General features: G+C 66.3%; 18 protein-coding genes. 13 read left to right on the forward strand and 5 right to left on the reverse strand.

Features of this window, described 5'->3' with window-relative positions:
* From GMST_RS00305 to GMST_RS00360, 12 genes are all read left to right on the forward strand, one after another.
* Complete coding sequence (locus tag GMST_RS00305; protein ID WP_183352533.1) at positions 1 to 1,818, forward strand: complex I subunit 5 family protein; 1,818 nt, start codon at positions 1 to 3, stop codon at positions 1,816 to 1,818.
* 61 nt (positions 1,819 to 1,879) lie between these two features.
* A complete protein-coding gene (locus tag GMST_RS00310) occupies positions 1,880 to 2,182 on the forward strand; it encodes a DUF2795 domain-containing protein (RefSeq protein ID WP_183352535.1) in 303 nt (100 codons plus the stop codon).
* 336 nt (positions 2,183 to 2,518) lie between these two features.
* Complete coding sequence (locus GMST_RS00315; protein WP_183352537.1) at positions 2,519 to 3,640, forward strand: NAD-dependent epimerase/dehydratase family protein; 1,122 nt, start codon at positions 2,519 to 2,521, stop codon at positions 3,638 to 3,640.
* Entirely contained in the window at positions 3,637 to 5,697 is a 2,061-nt protein-coding gene (locus GMST_RS00320; RefSeq protein ID WP_183352539.1) for an NAD-dependent epimerase/dehydratase family protein, read from the forward strand. The genes GMST_RS00315 and GMST_RS00320 overlap by 4 nt, the downstream gene beginning before the upstream one ends.
* Positions 5,698 to 5,716: 19 nt before the next feature.
* The gene (locus GMST_RS00325) at positions 5,717 to 6,670 is read left to right on the forward strand and encodes an MDR/zinc-dependent alcohol dehydrogenase-like family protein (protein WP_183352541.1); all 954 of its coding nucleotides are present in this window, start codon (positions 5,717 to 5,719) and stop codon (positions 6,668 to 6,670) included.
* Positions 6,667 to 7,710, forward strand: coding sequence for a Gfo/Idh/MocA family protein (locus GMST_RS00330; RefSeq protein WP_183352543.1), 1,044 nt, complete (start codon positions 6,667 to 6,669; stop codon positions 7,708 to 7,710). The genes GMST_RS00325 and GMST_RS00330 overlap by 4 nt, the downstream gene beginning before the upstream one ends.
* The gene (locus GMST_RS00335; RefSeq protein WP_246399121.1) at positions 7,707 to 8,867 is read left to right on the forward strand and encodes a glycosyltransferase family 4 protein; all 1,161 of its coding nucleotides are present in this window, start codon (positions 7,707 to 7,709) and stop codon (positions 8,865 to 8,867) included. The genes GMST_RS00330 and GMST_RS00335 overlap by 4 nt, the downstream gene beginning before the upstream one ends.
* On the forward strand, positions 8,855 to 10,060 hold the full coding sequence (locus GMST_RS00340; protein WP_183352545.1) for a CgeB family protein: 1,206 nt from the start codon (positions 8,855 to 8,857) through the stop codon (positions 10,058 to 10,060). The genes GMST_RS00335 and GMST_RS00340 overlap by 13 nt, the downstream gene beginning before the upstream one ends.
* A 69-nt stretch (positions 10,061 to 10,129) precedes the next feature.
* Positions 10,130 to 11,242, forward strand: a complete 1,113-nt coding sequence (locus GMST_RS00345) for a CgeB family protein (RefSeq protein ID WP_183352548.1) — start codon at positions 10,130 to 10,132, stop codon at positions 11,240 to 11,242.
* Entirely contained in the window at positions 11,239 to 12,309 is a 1,071-nt protein-coding gene (locus tag GMST_RS00350) for a CgeB family protein (protein WP_183352550.1), read from the forward strand. Before GMST_RS00345 ends, GMST_RS00350 begins: the two co-directional genes overlap by 4 nt.
* 17 nt (positions 12,310 to 12,326) lie before the next feature.
* Positions 12,327 to 13,106, forward strand: coding sequence for a TIGR04290 family methyltransferase (locus GMST_RS00355; RefSeq protein ID WP_183352552.1), 780 nt, complete (start codon positions 12,327 to 12,329; stop codon positions 13,104 to 13,106).
* A gap of 55 nt (positions 13,107 to 13,161) precedes the next feature.
* Entirely contained in the window at positions 13,162 to 13,623 is a 462-nt protein-coding gene (locus GMST_RS00360) for a YbhB/YbcL family Raf kinase inhibitor-like protein (RefSeq protein WP_198424522.1), read from the forward strand.
* A gap of 199 nt (positions 13,624 to 13,822) precedes the next feature.
* Here GMST_RS00360 and GMST_RS00365 read toward each other — a convergent pair whose 3' ends face one another.
* The 5 genes from GMST_RS00365 to GMST_RS00385 form a co-directional block, all read right to left on the reverse strand.
* Entirely contained in the window at positions 13,823 to 14,356 is a 534-nt protein-coding gene (locus GMST_RS00365; RefSeq protein ID WP_183352554.1) for a DUF4142 domain-containing protein, read from the reverse strand.
* Positions 14,357 to 14,421: 65 nt separating this feature from the next.
* Complete coding sequence (locus tag GMST_RS00370) at positions 14,422 to 15,453, reverse strand: SDR family NAD(P)-dependent oxidoreductase (protein ID WP_198424523.1); 1,032 nt, start codon at positions 15,451 to 15,453, stop codon at positions 14,422 to 14,424.
* 115 nt (positions 15,454 to 15,568) lie between these two features.
* The gene (locus GMST_RS00375; RefSeq protein ID WP_183352556.1) at positions 15,569 to 16,036 is read right to left on the reverse strand and encodes a hemerythrin domain-containing protein; all 468 of its coding nucleotides are present in this window, start codon (positions 16,034 to 16,036) and stop codon (positions 15,569 to 15,571) included.
* A 36-nt stretch (positions 16,037 to 16,072) separates the two neighbouring features.
* Positions 16,073 to 17,266, reverse strand: a complete 1,194-nt coding sequence (locus tag GMST_RS00380) for a zinc-dependent alcohol dehydrogenase (protein ID WP_183352558.1) — start codon at positions 17,264 to 17,266, stop codon at positions 16,073 to 16,075.
* A gap of 42 nt (positions 17,267 to 17,308) precedes the next feature.
* The gene (locus GMST_RS00385) at positions 17,309 to 18,046 is read right to left on the reverse strand and encodes an SRPBCC family protein (RefSeq protein WP_183352560.1); all 738 of its coding nucleotides are present in this window, start codon (positions 18,044 to 18,046) and stop codon (positions 17,309 to 17,311) included.
* Positions 18,047 to 18,518: 472 nt separating this feature from the next.
* Here GMST_RS00385 and GMST_RS00390 point away from each other — a divergent pair, with 472 nt between their 5' ends.
* Positions 18,519 to 19,133 carry a DUF922 domain-containing protein gene (locus GMST_RS00390; RefSeq protein ID WP_183352563.1) on the forward strand — a complete coding sequence of 205 codons (615 nt, stop codon included), beginning with the start codon at positions 18,519 to 18,521 and terminating at the stop codon, positions 19,131 to 19,133.
* The last annotated feature ends 54 nt before the right edge of the window (positions 19,134 to 19,187 follow it).

Raw genomic sequence — 19,187 nt, forward strand, 5'->3', positions numbered from 1 at the left:
ATGGAACAGCTCGCCCCCCTTCCCGTGGTGATCCCGCTCATCATGGCGGCGCTGTCGGTCCTGGTCGAGAAACTCCCCGGCAAGCACCGCCTGCTCGACCTGTTGGGGCTCGGCACGGTCGGCACGGTCTTGGCGATCGACCTGAAGCTCGTCGGGCTCTCCTTCGAGAAGACCCTGGTCTACTGGTTCGGGGGGTGGCTCCCCCGAAACGGCTTTCCGCTCGGGATCGCCTTCGCCATCGACCCCGCCGCGGCGGGGCTGGCGGGCTTCGCCGCACTCCTCACCCTTTTGGGCCTCATCTTCTCCTGGCACTACTTCAGGAGCATCGGCAGCCACTACCACTGCCTCATGCTCCTCTTCCTCGGCTCGATGCAGGGTTTTTGCCTCACCGGCGACCTCTTCAACCTCTTCGTGTTCTTCGAGCTGATGGGGGTCGCGGCCTACGCGCTCACCGGGTACAAGATCGAGGACACCGGCCCCCTGGAGGGGGCGCTCAACTTCGCCGTGTTGAACAGCATCGGCGCCTTCCTGGTCCTCCTGGGGCTGGGGATGATCTACTCCAGGACCGGAGGGTTGAACCTCGCCTGGATCGGCACCCAGTGCGCGAGCCAAGGGGCCGATCTCACCCTGCAGGCCGCCTTCATGTTGCTCTGCATCGGTTTTTTGGTGAAGGCTGCGGTGATCCCCTTCCACTTCTGGCTTCCCGACGCCCATGCGGTGGCCCCCACTCCGGCCTCGCTCCTCTTCTCCGGCATCATGGTCGAACTCGGGATCTACGCCGTGGCGCGCTGCTATTGGACCCTCCTGGCGGACCAGGAAGCGGTCTCCTGGATGGGGACGCTCTTTCTCTCCCTGGGGCTCGCCACCGCACTTCTGGGTGCCGGCATGGCCTTCGTGCAGCGCCACCTGAAGCGCCTTTTGGCCTACTCCACGGTGAGCCATTCCGGGATGATGCTCGCCGCCTTCGCCCTCGCCGACCCCGGGGCACTCGGCGGTTTTTTCCTGTACCTTTTCGGCCACGGTTTCGTGAAGGGGGGGCTCTTTATCGCGACCGGGATCGTCCTGCACCGGCTCAAATCGGTGGACGAGGACCAACTCCGTGGCCGCGGTAGAGAACTCTGGCTTACCGGCCCGCTCTTCTGCCTGGGGGGGCTGGTTCTGGCCGGCGTCCCTCCGTTTGGCACTTGGGTCGGCAAGGCGCTCATCGAACAGCGCGCCGAGGCCCTCGGCTACCCGCTGGTCACCCCGGTGCTCCTAATAAGCTCGGCGCTGACCGGCGCCGCCGTGCTGCGCGCCGGGCTGGGGATCTTCTACGGCGCGGGCTCCCCCAATTTCCTGTCGGCCTGCGCGCCGGCCACCGGGGACCAGGAACTCCCGGAGACGGCGAAAGCGCTGGACCGGACCCCCTTCGTAATGGCGCTCCCGCTTTGCCTCCTCTTTGCGGCGGCGCTCGGCACGGGAGCTTTTGAGGAACTATCGCGCCGGGTGCTCCTGGCAAGCGCCCGGTTCTGTCACAGCGAGGGGTACCGCCTCGCGGTACTCGCCGGCCGGGCGGGCGCAGTCACCCCCTTGCCGCTGCCGCAGCTGGAATGGCAGAAGGGACTCCTTTCCGGCGCGGCGGCCCTGGCAGCGGCCCTGCTGGCGCTGTTCGGCCTCCCCTTGCCGGCCTGGCTGCAGCGCCCTTACAAGCAGTTCTTCCAGGGGGTGCTGAGGGTGCTGCGCACACTCCACAGCGGCTACGTGGGCGACTACGTGATCTGGTTCCTGCTCGGCTCCGCCGCACTGCTGCTCGCCACCTGGGTCAATTCCGGATTGTAAATCGTTTTTCACTGTCCTAGACTGAAGTCAGAAGCGTACTCGCAACCAAGGAGGTACCGTCATGGCAACAGCAAGCGGAAGAGGGAGCGGACAGTCCCCGGCCAACGTAACCCGGTTTCTCAAAGGGATCGACTTCCCGGCCCAGAAGAAGGACCTCATCCAACACGCCAAAAAAAATCAGGCCGAGAAGGATGTGATGGACCTGATCCAAAATATGGAAGAACGTGACTACGAAAGCATGGCCGACGTCATGAAGTCCTACGGAAAAGAGCCGCACCGCACCAGCGGCAAGGAGTCGACCAGCAAGGAATCGACCACGAAGGGGCGCAGCCAGGGTAAACAGGGCCAGGCTCACCACCGGTAGTAACGGTAGGCCGCGCACAATGACAAAAAGGGGGCCTGGACCGGCTGGTTCAGGCTCTTTTTTTGTGCGGCAAAGCCCGGGACAGGCACAGGGGCGCGCGGTCAAGTCAAACCGCTCCCTTCCCCAGCTTCCTCTCTGAGAACGGCAGCCGCTAGTGAGTTCAGCCCCCCTTTAAGGAGCGCCTTCCAGCAGTAACTGCCTGCCATCTGCCAGCCCTCCCCACCTCAAAGCTAGTCCGGAGAAAAATATTTGACAGTACGATGCGACCTGCTACCATAGGAAAGTCTTCATTAGCATTTTCTATCTTTCTGCCAAAAAACTGGAGGAAGGGCTGGTATGGGACGACGCGTGCTGATCACCGGAGGAGCAGGGTTTATCGGCTCCCACCTTGCCGACGAACTGCTCCGGCACGGTTACGAGGTCCGGGCATTAGACCTGTTGCTGCCGCAGATTCATGGGCCAGAGGCGCGCCGCCCGGCCTACCTTGCGCCGGAAGTCGAGCTCATTAAGGGAGACGTGCGCAACAAGGAGCTGGTCTGCCAGGCCCTCAAGGGGGTCGACGCGGTGTTCCACCTGGCCGCCATGGTCGGGGTGGGCCAGAGCATGTACGAGATCGAGAAGTACACCTCCACCAACAACTACGGGACCGCGGTCCTTCTGGAGGCGCTCGCCTCCTGCGGCGGCGTCGAGAGACTGGTGGTCGCCTCCAGCATGAGCATCTACGGCGAGGGGCTTTGCCGCGACGCCGCGGGGAACCTGCACAACCCGCCGCAGCGCACCCTGGAACAACTGCAGGGGGGCGCCTGGGAGTTGCGCGGGGCAAAGGACGAGGTGCTCACCCCGGTTCCCACCCCGGAGCTTAAGGTACCTTCGCTCGCCTCCATCTACGCCCTTTCCAAGTACGACCAGGAACGGATGTGCCTCATCTTCGGCTCGGCCTACCGGGTCCCGGTGCTGGCCCTGCGCCTCTTCAACGTCTACGGGCCGCGCCAGGCCCTCGCCAACCCCTACACCGGGGTCCTGGCCATCTTCGCCGCGCGCCTTTTGAACGGCAAGCCCCCCACCCTCTTCGAGGACGGCCGCCAGCAGCGCGATTTCGTGAGCGTGTACGACGTGGCGGCTGCCGGGCGCTTGGCGCTCGAGGCCCGGCAGACCAAGGACCAGGTCTTCAACATCGGATCCGGGCGGCGCTTCACGGTCTACGAGATCGCCCTCTCGCTCGCCCGGGTGCTGAACCGCCCCGATATCGAGCCCGAGGTAACCGGCACCTACCGGGCCGGCGACATCCGCCACTGCTTTGCCGACATAAGCGAGGCCAGCCAGCAGCTTGGATACCAGCCAAGGATCGCCTTCGAGCAGGGAGTCCTCGAGTTGGCCGAATGGCTTGCCGGGCAGAGCGCACCAGACAACCTGACGCAGGCGCACGCCGAGCTTCGGGCCCGGGGGCTTACCATATGAGCGAGGAGCGCATCGTGAAAGAGTCGTCGTCGGCACAGTTGCCTCAGCACCTGGGGGTAGTGGAGTGGTTTCGCCCGGGCGAGTACGACAGGGTGGAGCGGGCGCTCGAGGATCTCGCCCAGCTCGGGATCCGGCGCCTGAGGACCGGCGTCTCCTGGGCCGACCTCTACACCCCGGAGGGAGACGCCTGGTACCAGTGGCTGATCCCCCGGCTGGGACGCGAGCTGGAGCTCCTCCCCTGCTTCCTCTACACCCCCCCCTCCATCGGGCTGGAGCAGAAGACCTCGGCGCCGCCGGTGCACCCGAAGGACTACGCCGACTTCATCGACGTCTTCATAAGCCGCTACGGCGAGTACTTCGAGTACGTCGAGCTCTGGAACGAACCCAACAACCTGAGCGAATGGGACTGGACCCTCGACCCGCACTGGACCATTTTCGGCGAGATGATCGGCGGCGCCGCCTACTGGGCCAAACAGCGCGGCAAGAAGACGGTCCTGGGGGGGATGAGCCCGATCGACGCGCACTGGCTCTGCCGGATGTTCGACCTGGGGGTGATGGAACACATCGACGTGGTCGGCATCCACGGGTTCCCCGACATCTTCGACTACACCTGGAAAGGGTGGCACTGGAACATCGACTCGGTGCGCGAGGTGCTCACCAGCCACGGCAGTCCCTGCGAGATCTGGGTCACCGAGGCCGGCTTCTCCACCTGGCAGCACGACGAGCGCAAGCAGATCGAGGTGTTCCTCGACTTCCTGAAGGCCCCCGCGGACCGGGTCTACTGGTACGGCATCGACGACCTGGATCCCATGCTTGCCGCGGTAAACCGCTTCCACCTGGACGACCGGGAGTACTTCTTCGGCCTGCGCCGTGCCGACGGCACCCCGAAGCTCTTGTTCCGGCTCCTGGAGCAGGGAGGAGTGCCGCTGCTTAACAGCGTGCTGGCCACCAAGAGCGCCCCCCGCCCTGCCCCCTCTTTCCGCGACAAGGCGACCCTGATCACCGGCGGGGCCGGGTTCATCGGCACCAACCTGGCCCACCGTCTGCTTTCCGAGGGGGAGCGGGTCATCATCTACGACAACCTCTCCCGACCCGGGGTGGAACGCAACCTGCTCGGGCTCAAAGAGAAATACGGTGCCCTGGTGGAGGCGCGCCTGGCCGACATCCGCAACGCCTTCCAGTTGGGCCAGGCGGTGCGCGAGGCAAAGCAGGTCTTTCATTTCGCAGCCCAGGTGGCGGTCACCACCAGCGTGAAGCATCCCGGCGTCGACTTCGACATCAACGCGAACGGTGCCATCTCGCTCCTGGAGGCGATACGCAAAGCCCCCGAGCCCCCTCCCCTGATCTTCACCTCCACCAACAAGGTCTACGGCGGGATGCAGAACATCGCCCTGGAGCGCGTCGGACACCGCTACCAGCCGGTCGATCCCCGGCTGCGCGACTACGGCCTCTGCGAGGCGACCCCGCTCGACTTCCACAGCCCCTACGGCTGCTCCAAGGGATGCGTCGACCAGTACGTCATCGACTACGCCCGCAGCTTCGGCCTCCCCGCCGCAGTGTTCCGGATGAGCTGCATCTACGGCCCGCACCAGTTCGGCAGCGAGGACCAGGGGTGGGTCGCCCACTTCGCCCTGCGCACCCTGAGCGGCCAGCCCATTACCATCTACGGCGACGGCTGCCAGATCCGCGACGTCCTCTTCGTGGAAGACCTGGTGGACGCCCTTTTGCGCGCCCGCGACCTCCTACCGGGCATCTCGGGCCAGGCCTTCAACATCGGCGGCGGCCCCCAGCACACCCTCACCCTCCTCGAGCTCCTCGAGCTCTTGCAGGCCTTAAAAGGGGACCTCCCGGCCATCGACTACGGCGACTGGCGCCTGGGAGACCAGAAGTACTACGTCTCAGACATCCGCAAGTTCAGCGAGGTAAGCGGCTGGCGCCCCCGCCACACGGTCATCGAAGGGGTGAGCCGCCTCTACGACTGGCTAAGCCAGCTCGCCCCGCCACGCAAGCCCTCCCGCAGGTGCTGGCAGCAAAACTACCCCCAGAGCACCCTTTAGTGCTCGCGAAAGGAAACGCATGAAAGCAGCGATGATCGTCGGCCCAGAACAGGCGGAAGTCGTCCGCACCCCGGCCCCCGACCCGGAGCCGGGGGAACTCGTGGTCAGGCTCGAGGGGTGCGGGGTCTGCGCCTCCAACCTGCCGCTTTGGCAGGGGAGATCCTGGTTCAACTACCCCGCCCCCCCGGGGGCTCCGGGGCACGAGGGGTGGGGCCGGGTGCATGCCCTGGGTGCCGGAGTGCGCGGTTTCGAGGTGGGCGACCGGGTCACCTTTCTCTCCTACCACGCCTATGCCGAATACGACCGGGCCCAGGCCGGAGCGACGCTGAAGCTCCCCGCCGGTCTCGACCCCCTCCCCTTCCCGGGGGAATCGGTTGGCTGCGCCATGAACGTCTTCCGGCGTGCCGAGGTGAGCGCCGGCCAGACCGTCGCGGTGGTCGGCACCGGTTTTCTAGGGCTCATCTTCACGGCGCTTGCGGCACGGCGCGGCGCGCGGGTGCTGGCGCTTTCCCGGCGTCCCTTCGCGCTCGACCTGGCACGGGCTTGCGGTGCCGCCGAGACCATCCCGATGGACGACCACCAGCGGGTGCTGGACCGGGTCCGCGAGCTGTCCGGCGGCGTCGGCTGCGACCGGGTGCTCGAGGCGACCGGGCACCAGTGGCCGCTCGACCTCGCCGGGGAGCTGGTGCGGGAACGGGGCAAGGTGGTCATCGCCGGCTTCCACCAGGACGGCCCGCGCCAGGTCAACCTGCAGCTTTGGAACTGGAAGGGGATCGACGTGATCAACGCGCACGAGCGGGACCCCCGCTGTTACCTGGAGGGGATCCAGGAGGCGATCCAGGCGGTCGCGGCGGGGCAATTAAGCCTTGCCGGCCTGATCACGCACCAGTTCGACCTGGACCAGGTGGCGCTCGCCTACCGCACCCTGGAACAGCGTCCCGACGGCTTCATCAAGGGGGTGATCAGGCTATGAGCGCACCGGTACAATCGCGCGGCGCAAGGCCGCGACTGGGCTTTCTCGGGGTGGGCTGGATCGGCCGGCACCGCATGCGGGCCCTTATCAGTTCGGAGACCGTCGAGGTGGCGGCCATCGCCGACACCGCGCCGGAGAACGCCGCGGCGGCCGGGGCCCTGGTGCCCCAGGCGCGCCAGGTCGCCACCCTCGACGAGCTGCTCGCCCTCGACCTGGACGGGGTGGTGATCGCAACCCCCAGCGCGGGGCACGCCGAGCAGGCGATCCGGATCCTGGACCGGGGGGTGGCGGTCTTCTGCCAGAAGCCGCTTGCCATCTCGGCCCTGGAGACCAAGCAGGTGGTGGCGGCGGCACGGCGCGCCAACCGGGCACTCAGCGTCGATTTCTCCTACCGCTTCACCGACGGGATGCAGAAGATCCACCAGCTGGTCCGCTCCGGGGAGCTCGGGGAGATCTACGCCGCGGACCTCGTCTTCCACAACGCCTACGGCCCGGACAAGGCCTGGTTTTTCGACCGCCAGCTCTCGGGCGGTGGGTGCCTCATGGATCTGGGGAGCCACCTGGTCGACCTGGCGCTCTGGCTCTTCGACTTTCCCCACGTCTGCAGCGTAACGAGCGCCCTCTACTCCAAAGGGGTGCAGCTGCACCGAGTGGCGGGGGCTGTTGAGGACTTCGCGGTCGCCTCCTACCGCCTGGCCAGCGGACAGCTGGTGCGGGTCGCCTGTTCCTGGAACCTCCCCGCCGGTCGGGACGCGGTCATCGAGGCGAGCTTCTACGGTACGGCAGGCGGGGCCTCATTCAGAAACGTCGAGGGTTCCTTCTACGACTTCGCCGCGGAGCGCTTCCGCGGCACCTCCCGCGAGCCCCTGGCGGCCCCCCCCGACGACTGGGGCGGGCGCGCCGCCATCGCCTGGGCGCGGGAGATCGCGGACGGCGGCGGTTTCAACCCGCGGGCTGAGCGCCTGGTCGACGTGGCCCAAGCCCTGGAGGCGGCCTACCGCCAGGCCCGGGAGCCCGGCCTGCACGGGAAACCCGCGTGAGCGAGGGGGGGGCGGGCGAGGTCAGCTTGACGCTGCCGCGCAGGGTGCTGATGACTGCCGATACCGTCGGCGGGGTCTGGACCTTCGCCCTCGAGCTCGCCCGGGGCTATCTCCCCTACGGCATCGAGGTGCTCCTGGCCACCATGGGGCCGCTCCCCTCCCCCGAGCAGCGCCGCGAGGCCGCCGGCCTCCCCAACGTGACCCTCTTCGAGAGCGCCTACCAGCTCGAGTGGATGGAGGCCCCCTGGGACGACGTGCACCACGCGGGCTCCTGGCTGTTGTCCCTCGAGGACCGTCTGCGCCCCGACCTGGTGCACCTGAACGGTTACGTGCACGCCGCCCTCCCCTGGAGCACCCCGCGGCTGGTCACCGCCCACTCCTGCGTACTCTCCTGGTGGGCCGACGTAAAGCAGAGCGAACTCCCCGGGCGCTTTCGGCGCTACCGGCAGGAGGTGGCGCAGGGGCTCGCGGCAGCGGACCTGGTCACGGCGCCCACCCTCGCCATGCTCCAGGCGCTGCAGTCCCACTACCTGGCGCTTCCCAGGGTTCGGGTGATCCACAACGCGCGCTGCCCGGACCTCTACTTCCCGGTCGCCAAGGAGGCCTACCTCCTCTCCGTGGGGCGCGTCTGGGACGAGGCGAAAAACCTGGCCGCGCTGGCCGGGGTGGCCCCCTACCTCCCCTGGCCGGTCTACGTGGCCGGAGACCAGGTACACCCAGACGGCGGCAGCGCCGAACTCGACAACGTCACCCTGTTGGGGAAACTCTCGCCACACCAGCTGGCCGGCTGGTTCGAGCGGAGCGCGATCTACGTCCTCCCCGCACGCTACGAGCCGTTCGGCCTTTCGGTCCTGGAGGCCGCACTTTGCGGCTGCGCCCTGGTGCTCGGGGACATCCAAAGCCTCAGGGAACTTTGGGACGAGGCGGCCCTCTTCGTCCCCCCCGACGGCCTGGGGGCCCTCTCCCAGACCCTCAAGCTGGTCTGCTCGGACCATAACCTGCGCACCTCCCTGGCCCAGAAGGCGCAGCGCCGCAGCGAGCGTTTCAGCCCGACCGTGATGGCCGCCCAGTACCTGGAGGCCTACTCGGCTGCAGCGGCCCATTTCCACCAGTCTCCGCCCCCGGCGGGGGAAAAGGTAAAGCCATGCATCTTGTGATGTTTTACCACTCGCTGCTTTCGGACTGGAACCACGGCAACGCCCACTTCCTAAGGGGGGTGGTGAGCGAACTGTTGAGCCGCGGCCACCGGGTGGAGGTGTACGAGCCCAAGGACAGCTGGAGCTACCAGAACATGATGCGCGACCACGGCGAACCTGCGCTGCGCCGCTTCAAGGAGGTCTACCCGCAGCTCGAGGGGCGGACCTACCAGGCGGAGCGCCTCGACCTGGACCGGGTGCTCTCCGGGGTGGATCTGGTCCTGGTGCACGAGTGGAACGACCTCGCCCTGGTCAGGCGCCTGGGAGAGCACCGCAAGAAGCACCCGCACTACCGGCTCTTGTTCCACGACACCCACCACCGCAGCGTCACCGACCGCGCATGGAGCGCCAACTGCGACCTCACCGGCTACGACGGGGTGCTGGCCTACGGCAGGAAGCTCAGGAACCTCTACCTCGCCTCGGGGAGGGTCCGCGAGGCGTGGGTCTGGCACGAGGCCGCCGACGCCCGGGTCTTCTACCCGCAGCCGGCGCTGGAGAAAACCGGGGACCTGGTCTGGATCGGCAACTGGGGGGACGAGGAGCGCAGCGAGGAACTGCGCGAATTTCTGATCGAACCGGTGCGCCGCCTGGGGCTCAAGGCGATGGTCTACGGGGTGCGCTACCCGGACCAGGCCCTGCGTGCCCTGAAGCAGGCCGGCATCCGCTACGGCGGCTGGCTCCCCAACTTCGAGGTTCCCAGGATCTTCGGCCGCTACCGGGTCACCGTACACATCCCCCGCCGCCCCTACGCAACCAAGCTCCCGGGGATACCGACCATCCGCCCCTTCGAGGCACTGGCCTGCGGCATCCCGCTGGTCTGCTCCCCCTGGGACGACTGCGAACACCTCTTCACCCCGGGAAGCGACTACCTGGTCGCGGTCAACGGCGAGGAGATGGTGGTGCAGCTGGAAAAGCTGCTCGCCGACCCAAGCGGCGCGGCGGCACTCGCCGAGCATGGGCGCCAGACCGTATTGGCGCGGCACACCTGTGCGCACCGGGTAGACGAGCTGCTCGCCATCGCCGCGGGGCTTTTGGAGCGGCACCCCTGCGACGCCGGGATCCCCCTGAACAGGCACCCCCAACCGTTGCCCGAGCCGCCAGGGGACGAACTCCTCCGGCAGGTGCCCCGCGAGGTGTTAAACGGAGACCGCTGACTGCGCCGCTCCACGGCCCGGTCCTGAAGCTGCTGCAGCTCGATTTCACCAAGAAAGGAAGCAACCGACATGTCCGTGCGCCTCGACATCGCCTTTTTTGCCTCAAGCCTGGTTTCCTCGTACTGGAACGGTGCCGCCACCTACTACCGCGGCATGGTGAAGGCCCTCAACGACCTGGGACACCGCATCACCTTTTTCGAGCCCGACGCCTACGAGCGCCAGTCGCACCGCGACATGCCGGATCCCGAGTGGGCGAGCGTGGTGGTGTACCGCCCCACCCTGGACGACGTGCACCGCTCCCTGTCGCGCGCCGCCCGGGCCGACCTGGTGATCAAGGCGAGCGGGGTGGGGGTCTTCGACGAGGTGCTGGAGCGGGAGGTGCTCTCCCTGAAGCGCCCCGGCACCCAGGTGATCTTCTGGGACGTGGACGCCCCGGCCACCCTGGAGCGGGTGCGCCGCAACCCGCAGGACCCCTTCCGCCCCCTGATCCCGAAGTACGACCTGGTACTGACCTACGGCGGCGGGCTTCCGGTGGTAGAGCGCTACCGGGCCCTGGGAGCGCGGGACTGCGTCCCTATCTACAACGCCCTGGACCCCGCGACGCACCACCCGGTGGCGCCCCGGCCGCGTTTCAGGTCCCAGCTCTCCTTCCTGGGGAACCGTTTGCCGGACCGCGAGGCGCGGGTCGAGGAGTACTTCCTGAAGGCCGCCAGGCTCTTCCCGGGCGGGGATTTCCTCCTGGCGGGGAGCGGCTGGGGGGACAAGGAGCTCCCGCCCAACGTCCGGTACCTGGGGCACCTGGGGACCGCCGAGCACAACGCCTTCAACTGCAGCGCCGGGGCCGTCCTCAATATCTGCCGTGACTCCATGGCGGAGAACGGCTTCTCACCGGCGACCCGGGTCTTCGAGGCGGCGGGTGCCGGAGCCTGCATCATCACGGACTGCTGGACCGGAATCGAGCAGTTCTTCGCCCCGGGACGGGAGATCCTGGTGGCCGATTCCGGCGAGGCGGTGGCGCGGCTGCTTGGGGAACTCACCCGCGAGCGCTGCGCAGCCATCGGCGTGAACGCCTACCACCGGGTAAGCGCCCAGCACACCTACGCGCACCGCGCGCGGCAGTTCGAGGAGATCCTGGGGATCGCCCGAGACAAGGCACCCGCACTCGCGGGGGTTGCCCCATGAAGCTGGTCATCTTCGGCCTGACCATAACCTCCTCGTGGGGCAACGGGCACGCCACCACCTACCGCGGGCTGGTGCGCGAACTGGAGCGGCGCGGCCACCAGGTGACCTTCTTCGAACGGCAGGCCCCGTGGTACGCCGCCAACCGCGACCTCCCCGCCCCCCCCTACTGCCGGACCATCCTGTACGACTCGATCGACGACTGCTTCGCCACCTACGCCTACGAGATCGCCGGGGCGGACTGGGTGATCATCGGCTCCTACGTCCCCGACGGTATCGAGGCGGGCGAGCGGGTCACCGGGCTCAAGGGGGTGCCGGTCGCCTTCTACGACATCGACACCCCGGTGACCTTGGCCAACCTGGCTGCCGGCACCTGCCAGTACCTCCGCCCGGAGCTGATCCCCCGGTACCAGCTCTACCTCTCCTTTACCGGCGGCCCCACCTTGCGCGAGATCGAGGACCGCTACGGAGCGCCGGCCGCGCGCCCGCTGTACTGCAGCGTGGACCCCGAACTGCACTACCCGGACCCCGAGGCCGAACCGCGCTGGGACCTCGGTTACCTGGGGACCTACAGCCCGGACCGCCAGCCCCCTCTCGAGCGGCTCCTCTGCGCCCCGGCCCGGGACTGGCCCCAGGGACGCTTCGTGGTGGCGGGGCCGCAGTACCCGACAGCCATCTCCTGGCCCCGGAACACCCACCGCATCGAGCACCTGGCCCCCCGGGAGCACCGCGGCTTTTACTGCTCCCAGCGTTTCACCCTGAACGTCACCCGCGCCGAGATGGTCCGCGCCGGGTACTCCCCGAGCGTGCGGCTCTTCGAGGCGGCCGCCTGCGCTGTCCCGGTGATCAGCGACCGCTGGGAGGGGCTGGAGAGCTTCTTCGCCCCGGGTAACGAGCTCCTGGTGGCCGACGGACCCGCCGACGTCCTGCGCTACCTTCGCGACCTCCCGGAAACGGCGCGCCGGGAGCTCGGCGAGAAGGCTCGCGCCAGGGTGCTTTCCTCCCACACCGCGGCGCACCGGGCGGCCGAATTGGAGGAGTACCTGATCCGCGCCGCTTTCAGCTACTGACCCCGGAAGATTTCCCTATGACCAACCACCCCGACCCGACCATCGCAGCGCTCGGCCCCTGGTTCCACAACCTGCACTTTCCGGATGGGCGCCAGACCGCACCGGACCACTACCTGGGCGACTTCCCGAACTTCAAGTGGCAGGAGATCGCCGGGCACATGCCGGCAGACCTTTCCGGCTGGCGCGCCCTGGACGTAGGGTGCAACGCGGGGTTTTACAGCTTCGAACTGGCCAAGCGCGGGGCCCAGGTGGTCGGCATCGACGTGGACGAGCGCTACCTGAAGCAGGCGCGCTGGGTGGCCGGGGAGTTCGGCCTGCAGTCCCGGGTGGAGTTCAGGCGCCAGCAGGTCTACGACCTCGCCCGGGAAGAGGAGAGCTTCGACCTGGTGCTCTTCATGGGGGTGCTCTACCATCTGCGCTACCCCCTCCTGGGACTGGACATCGTGACCCAGCGGGTGAAAAGGCTCATGGTGTTCCAGACCCTCACCATGCCAGGGCGCGAAGTTGCCGACCAACTGGACCACTGGATTAACGAACGCGACGCACTGTTGCACGAAGGGTGGCCCAAGGCGGCCTTTATCGAGCACCGTTTCGCCGGCGACCCCACCAACTGGTGGATCCTGAACCACGCCTGTGTCGAGGCGCTTTTGCGCTCCTGCGGGATGAAGATCACCGGCTATCCCGGACACGAAGTCTACCTGTGCGAACCCAATCCCGCGCGCCCCAGCTGCATGACCACCTGGAACCGGGCCGAGTTCCTCTCGGCGATCGGCCAAGACTGGCAGGAATCCGAATAACACACAAACGGCGGCAGCCCCGCGAGCCGGGGCCGGGCCCACAAGGGGGTACCACATGAAAGAACAACAGGAGATGCGACTGACCAGCCCCGCCTTTAAGGACGGAGAAGCGATTCCCGAGAAGTACACCTGCGACGGCGACAACGTGAACCCGCCCCTCGCCCTGGCCTATGTCCCACCCGGCACCAAGTCGCTCGCCCTGGTGATCGACGACCCGGACGCCCCGCACGGCACCTTCACCCACTGGATGGTCTGGAACATAAGCCCGCGCCAAGAGCGGATTGAGGAGAACGCCGAACTGAGGGAGACGGTCTGCGGCAGGAACAGCTGGGGACACAACAGCTACGGGGGTCCCTGCCCCCCTTCCGGAACCCACCACTACCACTTCATGCTCTACGCGCTAAACGCCACCCTCGACATCTCCGGGAACTCGAACCGCGAGGCCCTGGCAGACGCGATGGAGGACCACATCATCGCGGTGGCGCAACTGGTGGGGCTCTACACGAAGAAGGGGTAGCCTCCCCTTTAGACGAAATTCCCGGAAAGCCGCCCGACTGATCCATCTCCCCTCGCCAAGAGGTGTCAGGGGGGCCGCTTCGTAGCCGATCGCTGCTCGGCACTACGAGGACTCTGGGGTGCCGCACAACCGTAAAAACAAAAAAGAAGGGGTCAGCACTCGTTGACCCCTTCTTTGGGCTCACTGCCACAAACCGGTATTACTTGCCGCTTTTGGTGCCGAGGTTCTTGGAGACCTCCTTTGCCTGTTGCAGGTGCTGTTCGAGAACCGGGAGGGTCTTCGCGGCGAAAGCATTCAGATCCGGGTCTTTCACCTTCTTGGTCGCCTTGCGGAACTCCGCCACGTCCTTTTCGTGATCCTTCACCATCATCTTCATGTAGTGCCGGTCGAAGTCGGCCCCGGTCATCTTGCCGAGCTTGTCGGCCTCGGACTTCATCTTGTGCTTCATCTCCGTGGGAAGCGTGATCCCCTTTTGCTGCGCCAGCGCCTTCAGTTCGTCGTTGGCCTTGGTGTGGTCGGTGACCATGCGCTGCCCGAAGTTCTTCACGTCCTGGGACTGGGCATTTTGCTGGGCCAATTGCCCCAGCTGAACCTCCATCGTGCCGCCCTCGGCCGCATCCATGACGAACTTCTGATCGGCCTTAGGCAAGGATCCCTGGGCGGCAAAGGCGGTGAGAGCCGACGCCACCAGGGCGATGGCCAGCATGAGGGTGAAGCAGAGTTGTTTTTTCATCTTCGTCTCCTTTTTGTCAGTATCTGACGTTTAGTCTGCAGCCATTGGCGGCTGCATGCGGAATGCTAGATCTCGTTGTTACGCCGGGCGGCGCGGTCAGCGAGGGCTGTCAGCACCGAGGGAGCCAGGAGCGAACTGCTCTCCTTTCCGGTCCTGAGCCGGTTCTCCCGGGGGGGCACCGGGGCCGGCAGGAGCCGTGCGGCGAGTTTGCTCCCCCAACTGAAGGCCCAGGGCAGCAGTGCGCTGGCGAGGTAGAGAAGCTTCGCCGGCAGGGTGATGATGAGACGGGGATCGCCGTAGCGGCAGGCCTCAACCACACGGCGGGCCGCGTTCGAACTGTTCACGGAGATAAGCGGGAAGCCGTCCGAGATGGAAAACCAGGCGAACTCGCGCCGGTTGTTCCCCTTGAAGTAGGCGTTCAGATGGCTCCCGGTGCGCATCAGTCCCGGAGCCACCGTGGTGACCCGGATGTGGTCCTTGGCAAGCTCCGCACGCATCCCGTCCGAAAGCGCGGTAAGGGCAAACTTACCAACGCAGTAAGGCAACAGGTGCGGCACCGCGACCAGCTCCCCGATCGATGAGATGTTCACGATGCGCCCGCCCCCCTGCCGCTTCATCTGCGGCACCACCTCCCGGACCAGGTGCAGCGGTCCCCAGACGTGGATATCGAGCGAATCCTCGAAGTCTTCCGGGTCCTGGTTTTCGAAAGGTGCCACCTGCACGATGCCGGCGTTGTTCACCAGGACGTCGATGTTGCCGCGATCGGCCAGGACCTGGCGCACCATCTCCTTCACCTGGCTTGGCTTGGTGAGATCGCAGGGGTAGCTGCGGGCGTCGATCCCCTGCACCTTGAGCTCGTTAAGCGCCCGTTGCAGCGCCTCGGCATCGCGGGCCACCAGGGAGAGCCGCGCCCCTTCGCCCCCCAACCGGCGCGCCAGCTCGAGCCCCAGTCCCCGCGAGGCGCCGGTAATGAGCACCGAGGCGCCGACAAAGTCCTCGCGGCGCCGGTTTCGCAGCAGCCGCGCCGCGCCCATGAACAAAAGCGCGGTGCCCCCGCCGGCGAGTGCCAGGGTGAGGTTGCGGGCCGATGGTTTCATGTGCCTCTCCTTCTCTAGTACGGTACGGCCTTGAGCCGCCTTCCCCCGCACCATGGACAAGGAAAGGGGCGCCGCCCGTGCTACCGGAGGCGCCCCCTGTCCGGGTGTTGCGCCGTTACTTCTTCCCCTTGGCGCCGGAACTGCGCGAGGTGGTGGTGCGCTCCTTCTCCTGGATGCACTTCTCGCCGATCTCCTGCAGGATTTTGGCGTCCATGTGCTGCGTGCACCCCGGGAAGACCTTCTTCTCCTCGTCCTGGACGTGGTGCAGGATACCCTGGCGCATCTCGCTGAAGGTGGTCAGCCACTCCTCGTCGTCCAGGTCCATGTCCTCGAGTTGCGACAAGAAGTTCTTGGCCTGTTCGTGCTCCTCGATGGCGTCGGTCGCCAGGTCCTTTAACTCCTTGATCTTTTTGACCTGGGGATAGAAATGTTTCTCTTCCATCTGCATGTGTTTCTCGAGGGCGTCCTGCAGCGTGGTGAAGAGCTCCTCGCGCTGGTTTTCCGGACCGTCCTCGATCTGGGTCATCCACTTCTCAACCTGCCGGTGATCCCTTTTCAGTAGGTCAAACAGTTGCTGTGCCATGACTGGTTTCCTCCTTGTCGGCGGCTGTTCCCCGTTTCAGGCGCTGGCGCCGCTTGCCAGCCTGGGGTTGAGGACGATCTTTATGCAGCCGTCCTTTTTCTCGTTGAAGAGCCGGTAGCCGGCCGGCGCCTCCTCGAGCGCCATCCGGTGGGTGATGATGAAGGAGGTGTCGATGGCGCCTTGGGCGATGAGCTTCAGGAGCGGGTCGAGGTAGCGGTGCACGTGGGTCTGGCCGGCCCTGAGGGTGAGCCCCTTGGCGAAGACGGCCCCCATCGGCATCTTGTCGACGAAACCGCTGTAGACCCCGGGGATGGAGACGGTCCCCCCCTTGCGGCAGGCCCTGATCAGCTGGCGCAGCGCGATGGGGCGATCCGACTCGAGCCTCAGGGTCTGTTTCACCATGTCGTAGGCTGCCTCCATGCCGCTGCCGTGCGCCTCGGTCCCCACCGCGTCGATGCAGGCATCGGGGCCCCGGCCGCCGGTCATGTGGTGCAGTACCTCGGCGACGTCCTGCTCCTCGTAGTTGATGACCTCGGCGTCACAGTGCCTTTTGGCCATCTCCAGGCGCTCGGGGAACCGGTCGATGCCGATCACGTTGGTCGCCCCCAGGTGCTGGGCGCTTTTCATCGCCAGGAGCCCGACCGGCCCGCACCCCCAGACGGCGACCGTGTCGCCGTCGCGGATCGAGCAGTTCTCGGCGGCCTGGTACCCAGTCGGGAAGATGTCGGTGAGAAAGAGCACCTGCTCGTCGCTGAGTTCCTCGGGGACCTTGTGCAGCCCGACGTCGGCGTAGGGGACTCGGACGTACTCGGCCTGGCCGCCCGCATAGCCGCCGTAGAGGTGCGAGTAGCCGAAGATCCCCGCCCCGGTGTCCCCGTAGAGTTTCTCCAGCATGAAGGAGTTGGGGTTCGAATTGTCGCACAGGGACCAGAGCCCCTGCTTGCAGTACCAGCAGTCGCCGCAGGAGATGGGAAACGGGACCACTACCCGGTCCCCCTTGGAAAAGTTGGTGACCCCCGAGCCGAGTTCCACCACCACCCCCATGAACTCGTGGCCGAGGATGTCTCCCTCCTTCATAGTCGGGACGATGCCGTTGTACAGGTGCAGGTCCGATCCGCAGATGCCGCTCAGGGTGACCCTGATGATGGCGTCTCGCGGGTTGAGGATCTGCGGATCGGGCACCCGGTCCACCTGTACGTTGTGCTTGCCGTGCCAGACGACAGCTTTCATAGTTCCCCCTTTGACGGGCCTCCGGCCCCTGGACGGCCGGCGTTAAGGCCGCTCGTGGTTGTTGGTGCGCTCGGCGGTGGCGGTCTCCCCGGTTTCCAGGATCTGCTTGAGCCTTTTGAGATCCTCCTCGATCTGGGCCCCGGTGACCGCGTGGGTCAGCTTGGCGGCCGCCTTGCCCGGTGCACCGCCCGGCGGGTAGTAACGGATGCTCACCTTCACCTCGGTGCCGCGGTCACCGGGGGCCTCGCGAAACTCCACGGTCCCCTCATTGGGGAGAGCCGCCTCGCCGATGGAGTGCCACAGGATGAGCTGTCCGGGGTAGTCGGCCACCATCTCCGCGTCCCACTCGACCGGCACGCCGGCGGGTCCTCGCGCCTTCCAGAGCGAGGTGTTTTCGCCGGTTACCTTAACCGACTCCAGGTGACGCATGAAGCTGGGGAGGTTCTCGAGGTTGCGCCAGAACTCGTAGACCTGCTGCGGGGTCCGGTTGATGGTGACGAAGGTCTCGATGAGCACCCCGCCCGGCGCGGGCCCACTCGTGTCGACTCCCATGGCCTCGTAAAGGCCGCAGTACCCGGTCTTGCCGCGGTACAGGAACATCCCGCCCGCCACCATCATGGCCAGCCCGGGGAGTAAGCGCCTGCCAGCCAGGGCCTTGATGCCGGTGATGGCCAGCGCGGCCCCCCCCATGAGGGAGGCGTTCCTCTCGGTGTGGCCCACGTTCACCTTCCTGTTTTTCCTGCCTGCCCCAATGCGGGGCACGGCCTCGGTCAGCTCCATAACGATCCTCCTTATGCGTGCGTTCGGTAATAAAAGGGGCTACCGGAACAAGACAATTAGAGATGTTTAACATGTTTCCTTTGCTTTGCAACCGTGGGAGAAATTATTGCATTACCTCGCAAAGCTGGGGCTGGTGCGAATTCCGCGGAATCGGGGTGGGGAGCCCGGCAGCAGGATCCATCGGGGTGGTTACGGCAAGCCGAGGCGCTTCATGGGAAACAGGGGGCTCAGCCAGGAGGGTGGCGCGGGAGAAGGTACGTGCTAAAAAGCGGCAAATTGTGACCTGGAACACTTACCGGAGCGTGAAATTGCCCTATGCTCGGGCAGCCTTCATTCCCGCCGGGCTCATGGGGCGGGATAACTTACGGGAGGGGACGGCATGGTGGCACGGTGGGTAGTTGGAGTCTGTCTGGCGGCATGTTGCGCGGTCCCCGCCTGGGGTGCTGCAGGACAGGCCGTTTCGGAGGTGCAGGTGGCGAAACTCGTCGAGCCGGCGCTTCCGGGGAGCGAGCGGAAGGTGCCGGCACACCCGGACCAGGTCAAGGTCAAGGAGCGCTTTCAGTACTACGACATCGACGGGGTGAGTGCGGTCGAGTTGCGCTCCCAGATGAAGCGTAACGGCACCACCTGGAACGACGGCAACATCTACGCGGCGCTCACCACCTGGGACCTCCGCTACCACTACGACGTCACGAGCAAAGACGGGCGCTACGAGCTCTGCGACATAAGCACCGATGTCGACATCGTCTTCCACATGCCCCGGCTGAGCCCCGGCACCAAGGCTCCCGAGCTTTTGAAGACGACCTGGGAGAGCTACTACCAGCACCTGCAGGCCCACGAATCCGGCCACCGCGACATCGCGGTACGCATCGGCGAGGATATTTACCGGGAACTCGCTGCCCTAGGCAGCTCCGCCAGCCGCAACGACTTGGAGCGGCAGGCACAGGCGCTGGTCAAGGCGCAGTTCCGCAAGCTCAAAGAGGAGCAGATCGACTACGATGCCGAGACCCACCACGGCATCAAGCAGGGCGCCGTGCTGACCGAGCCGACGCTGGCCAGCAACTCGGCGCAAGAACCGTCGGAATAAGACGAGGCAACGGCAACGGCGGCCTTGGACCGATTCGACAGGTCGGTCGGGCCG

The organism is Geomonas silvestris (assembly GCF_014193515.1).
Taxonomy (GTDB): Bacteria; Desulfobacterota; Desulfuromonadia; order Geobacterales; family Geobacteraceae; genus Geomonas; species Geomonas silvestris.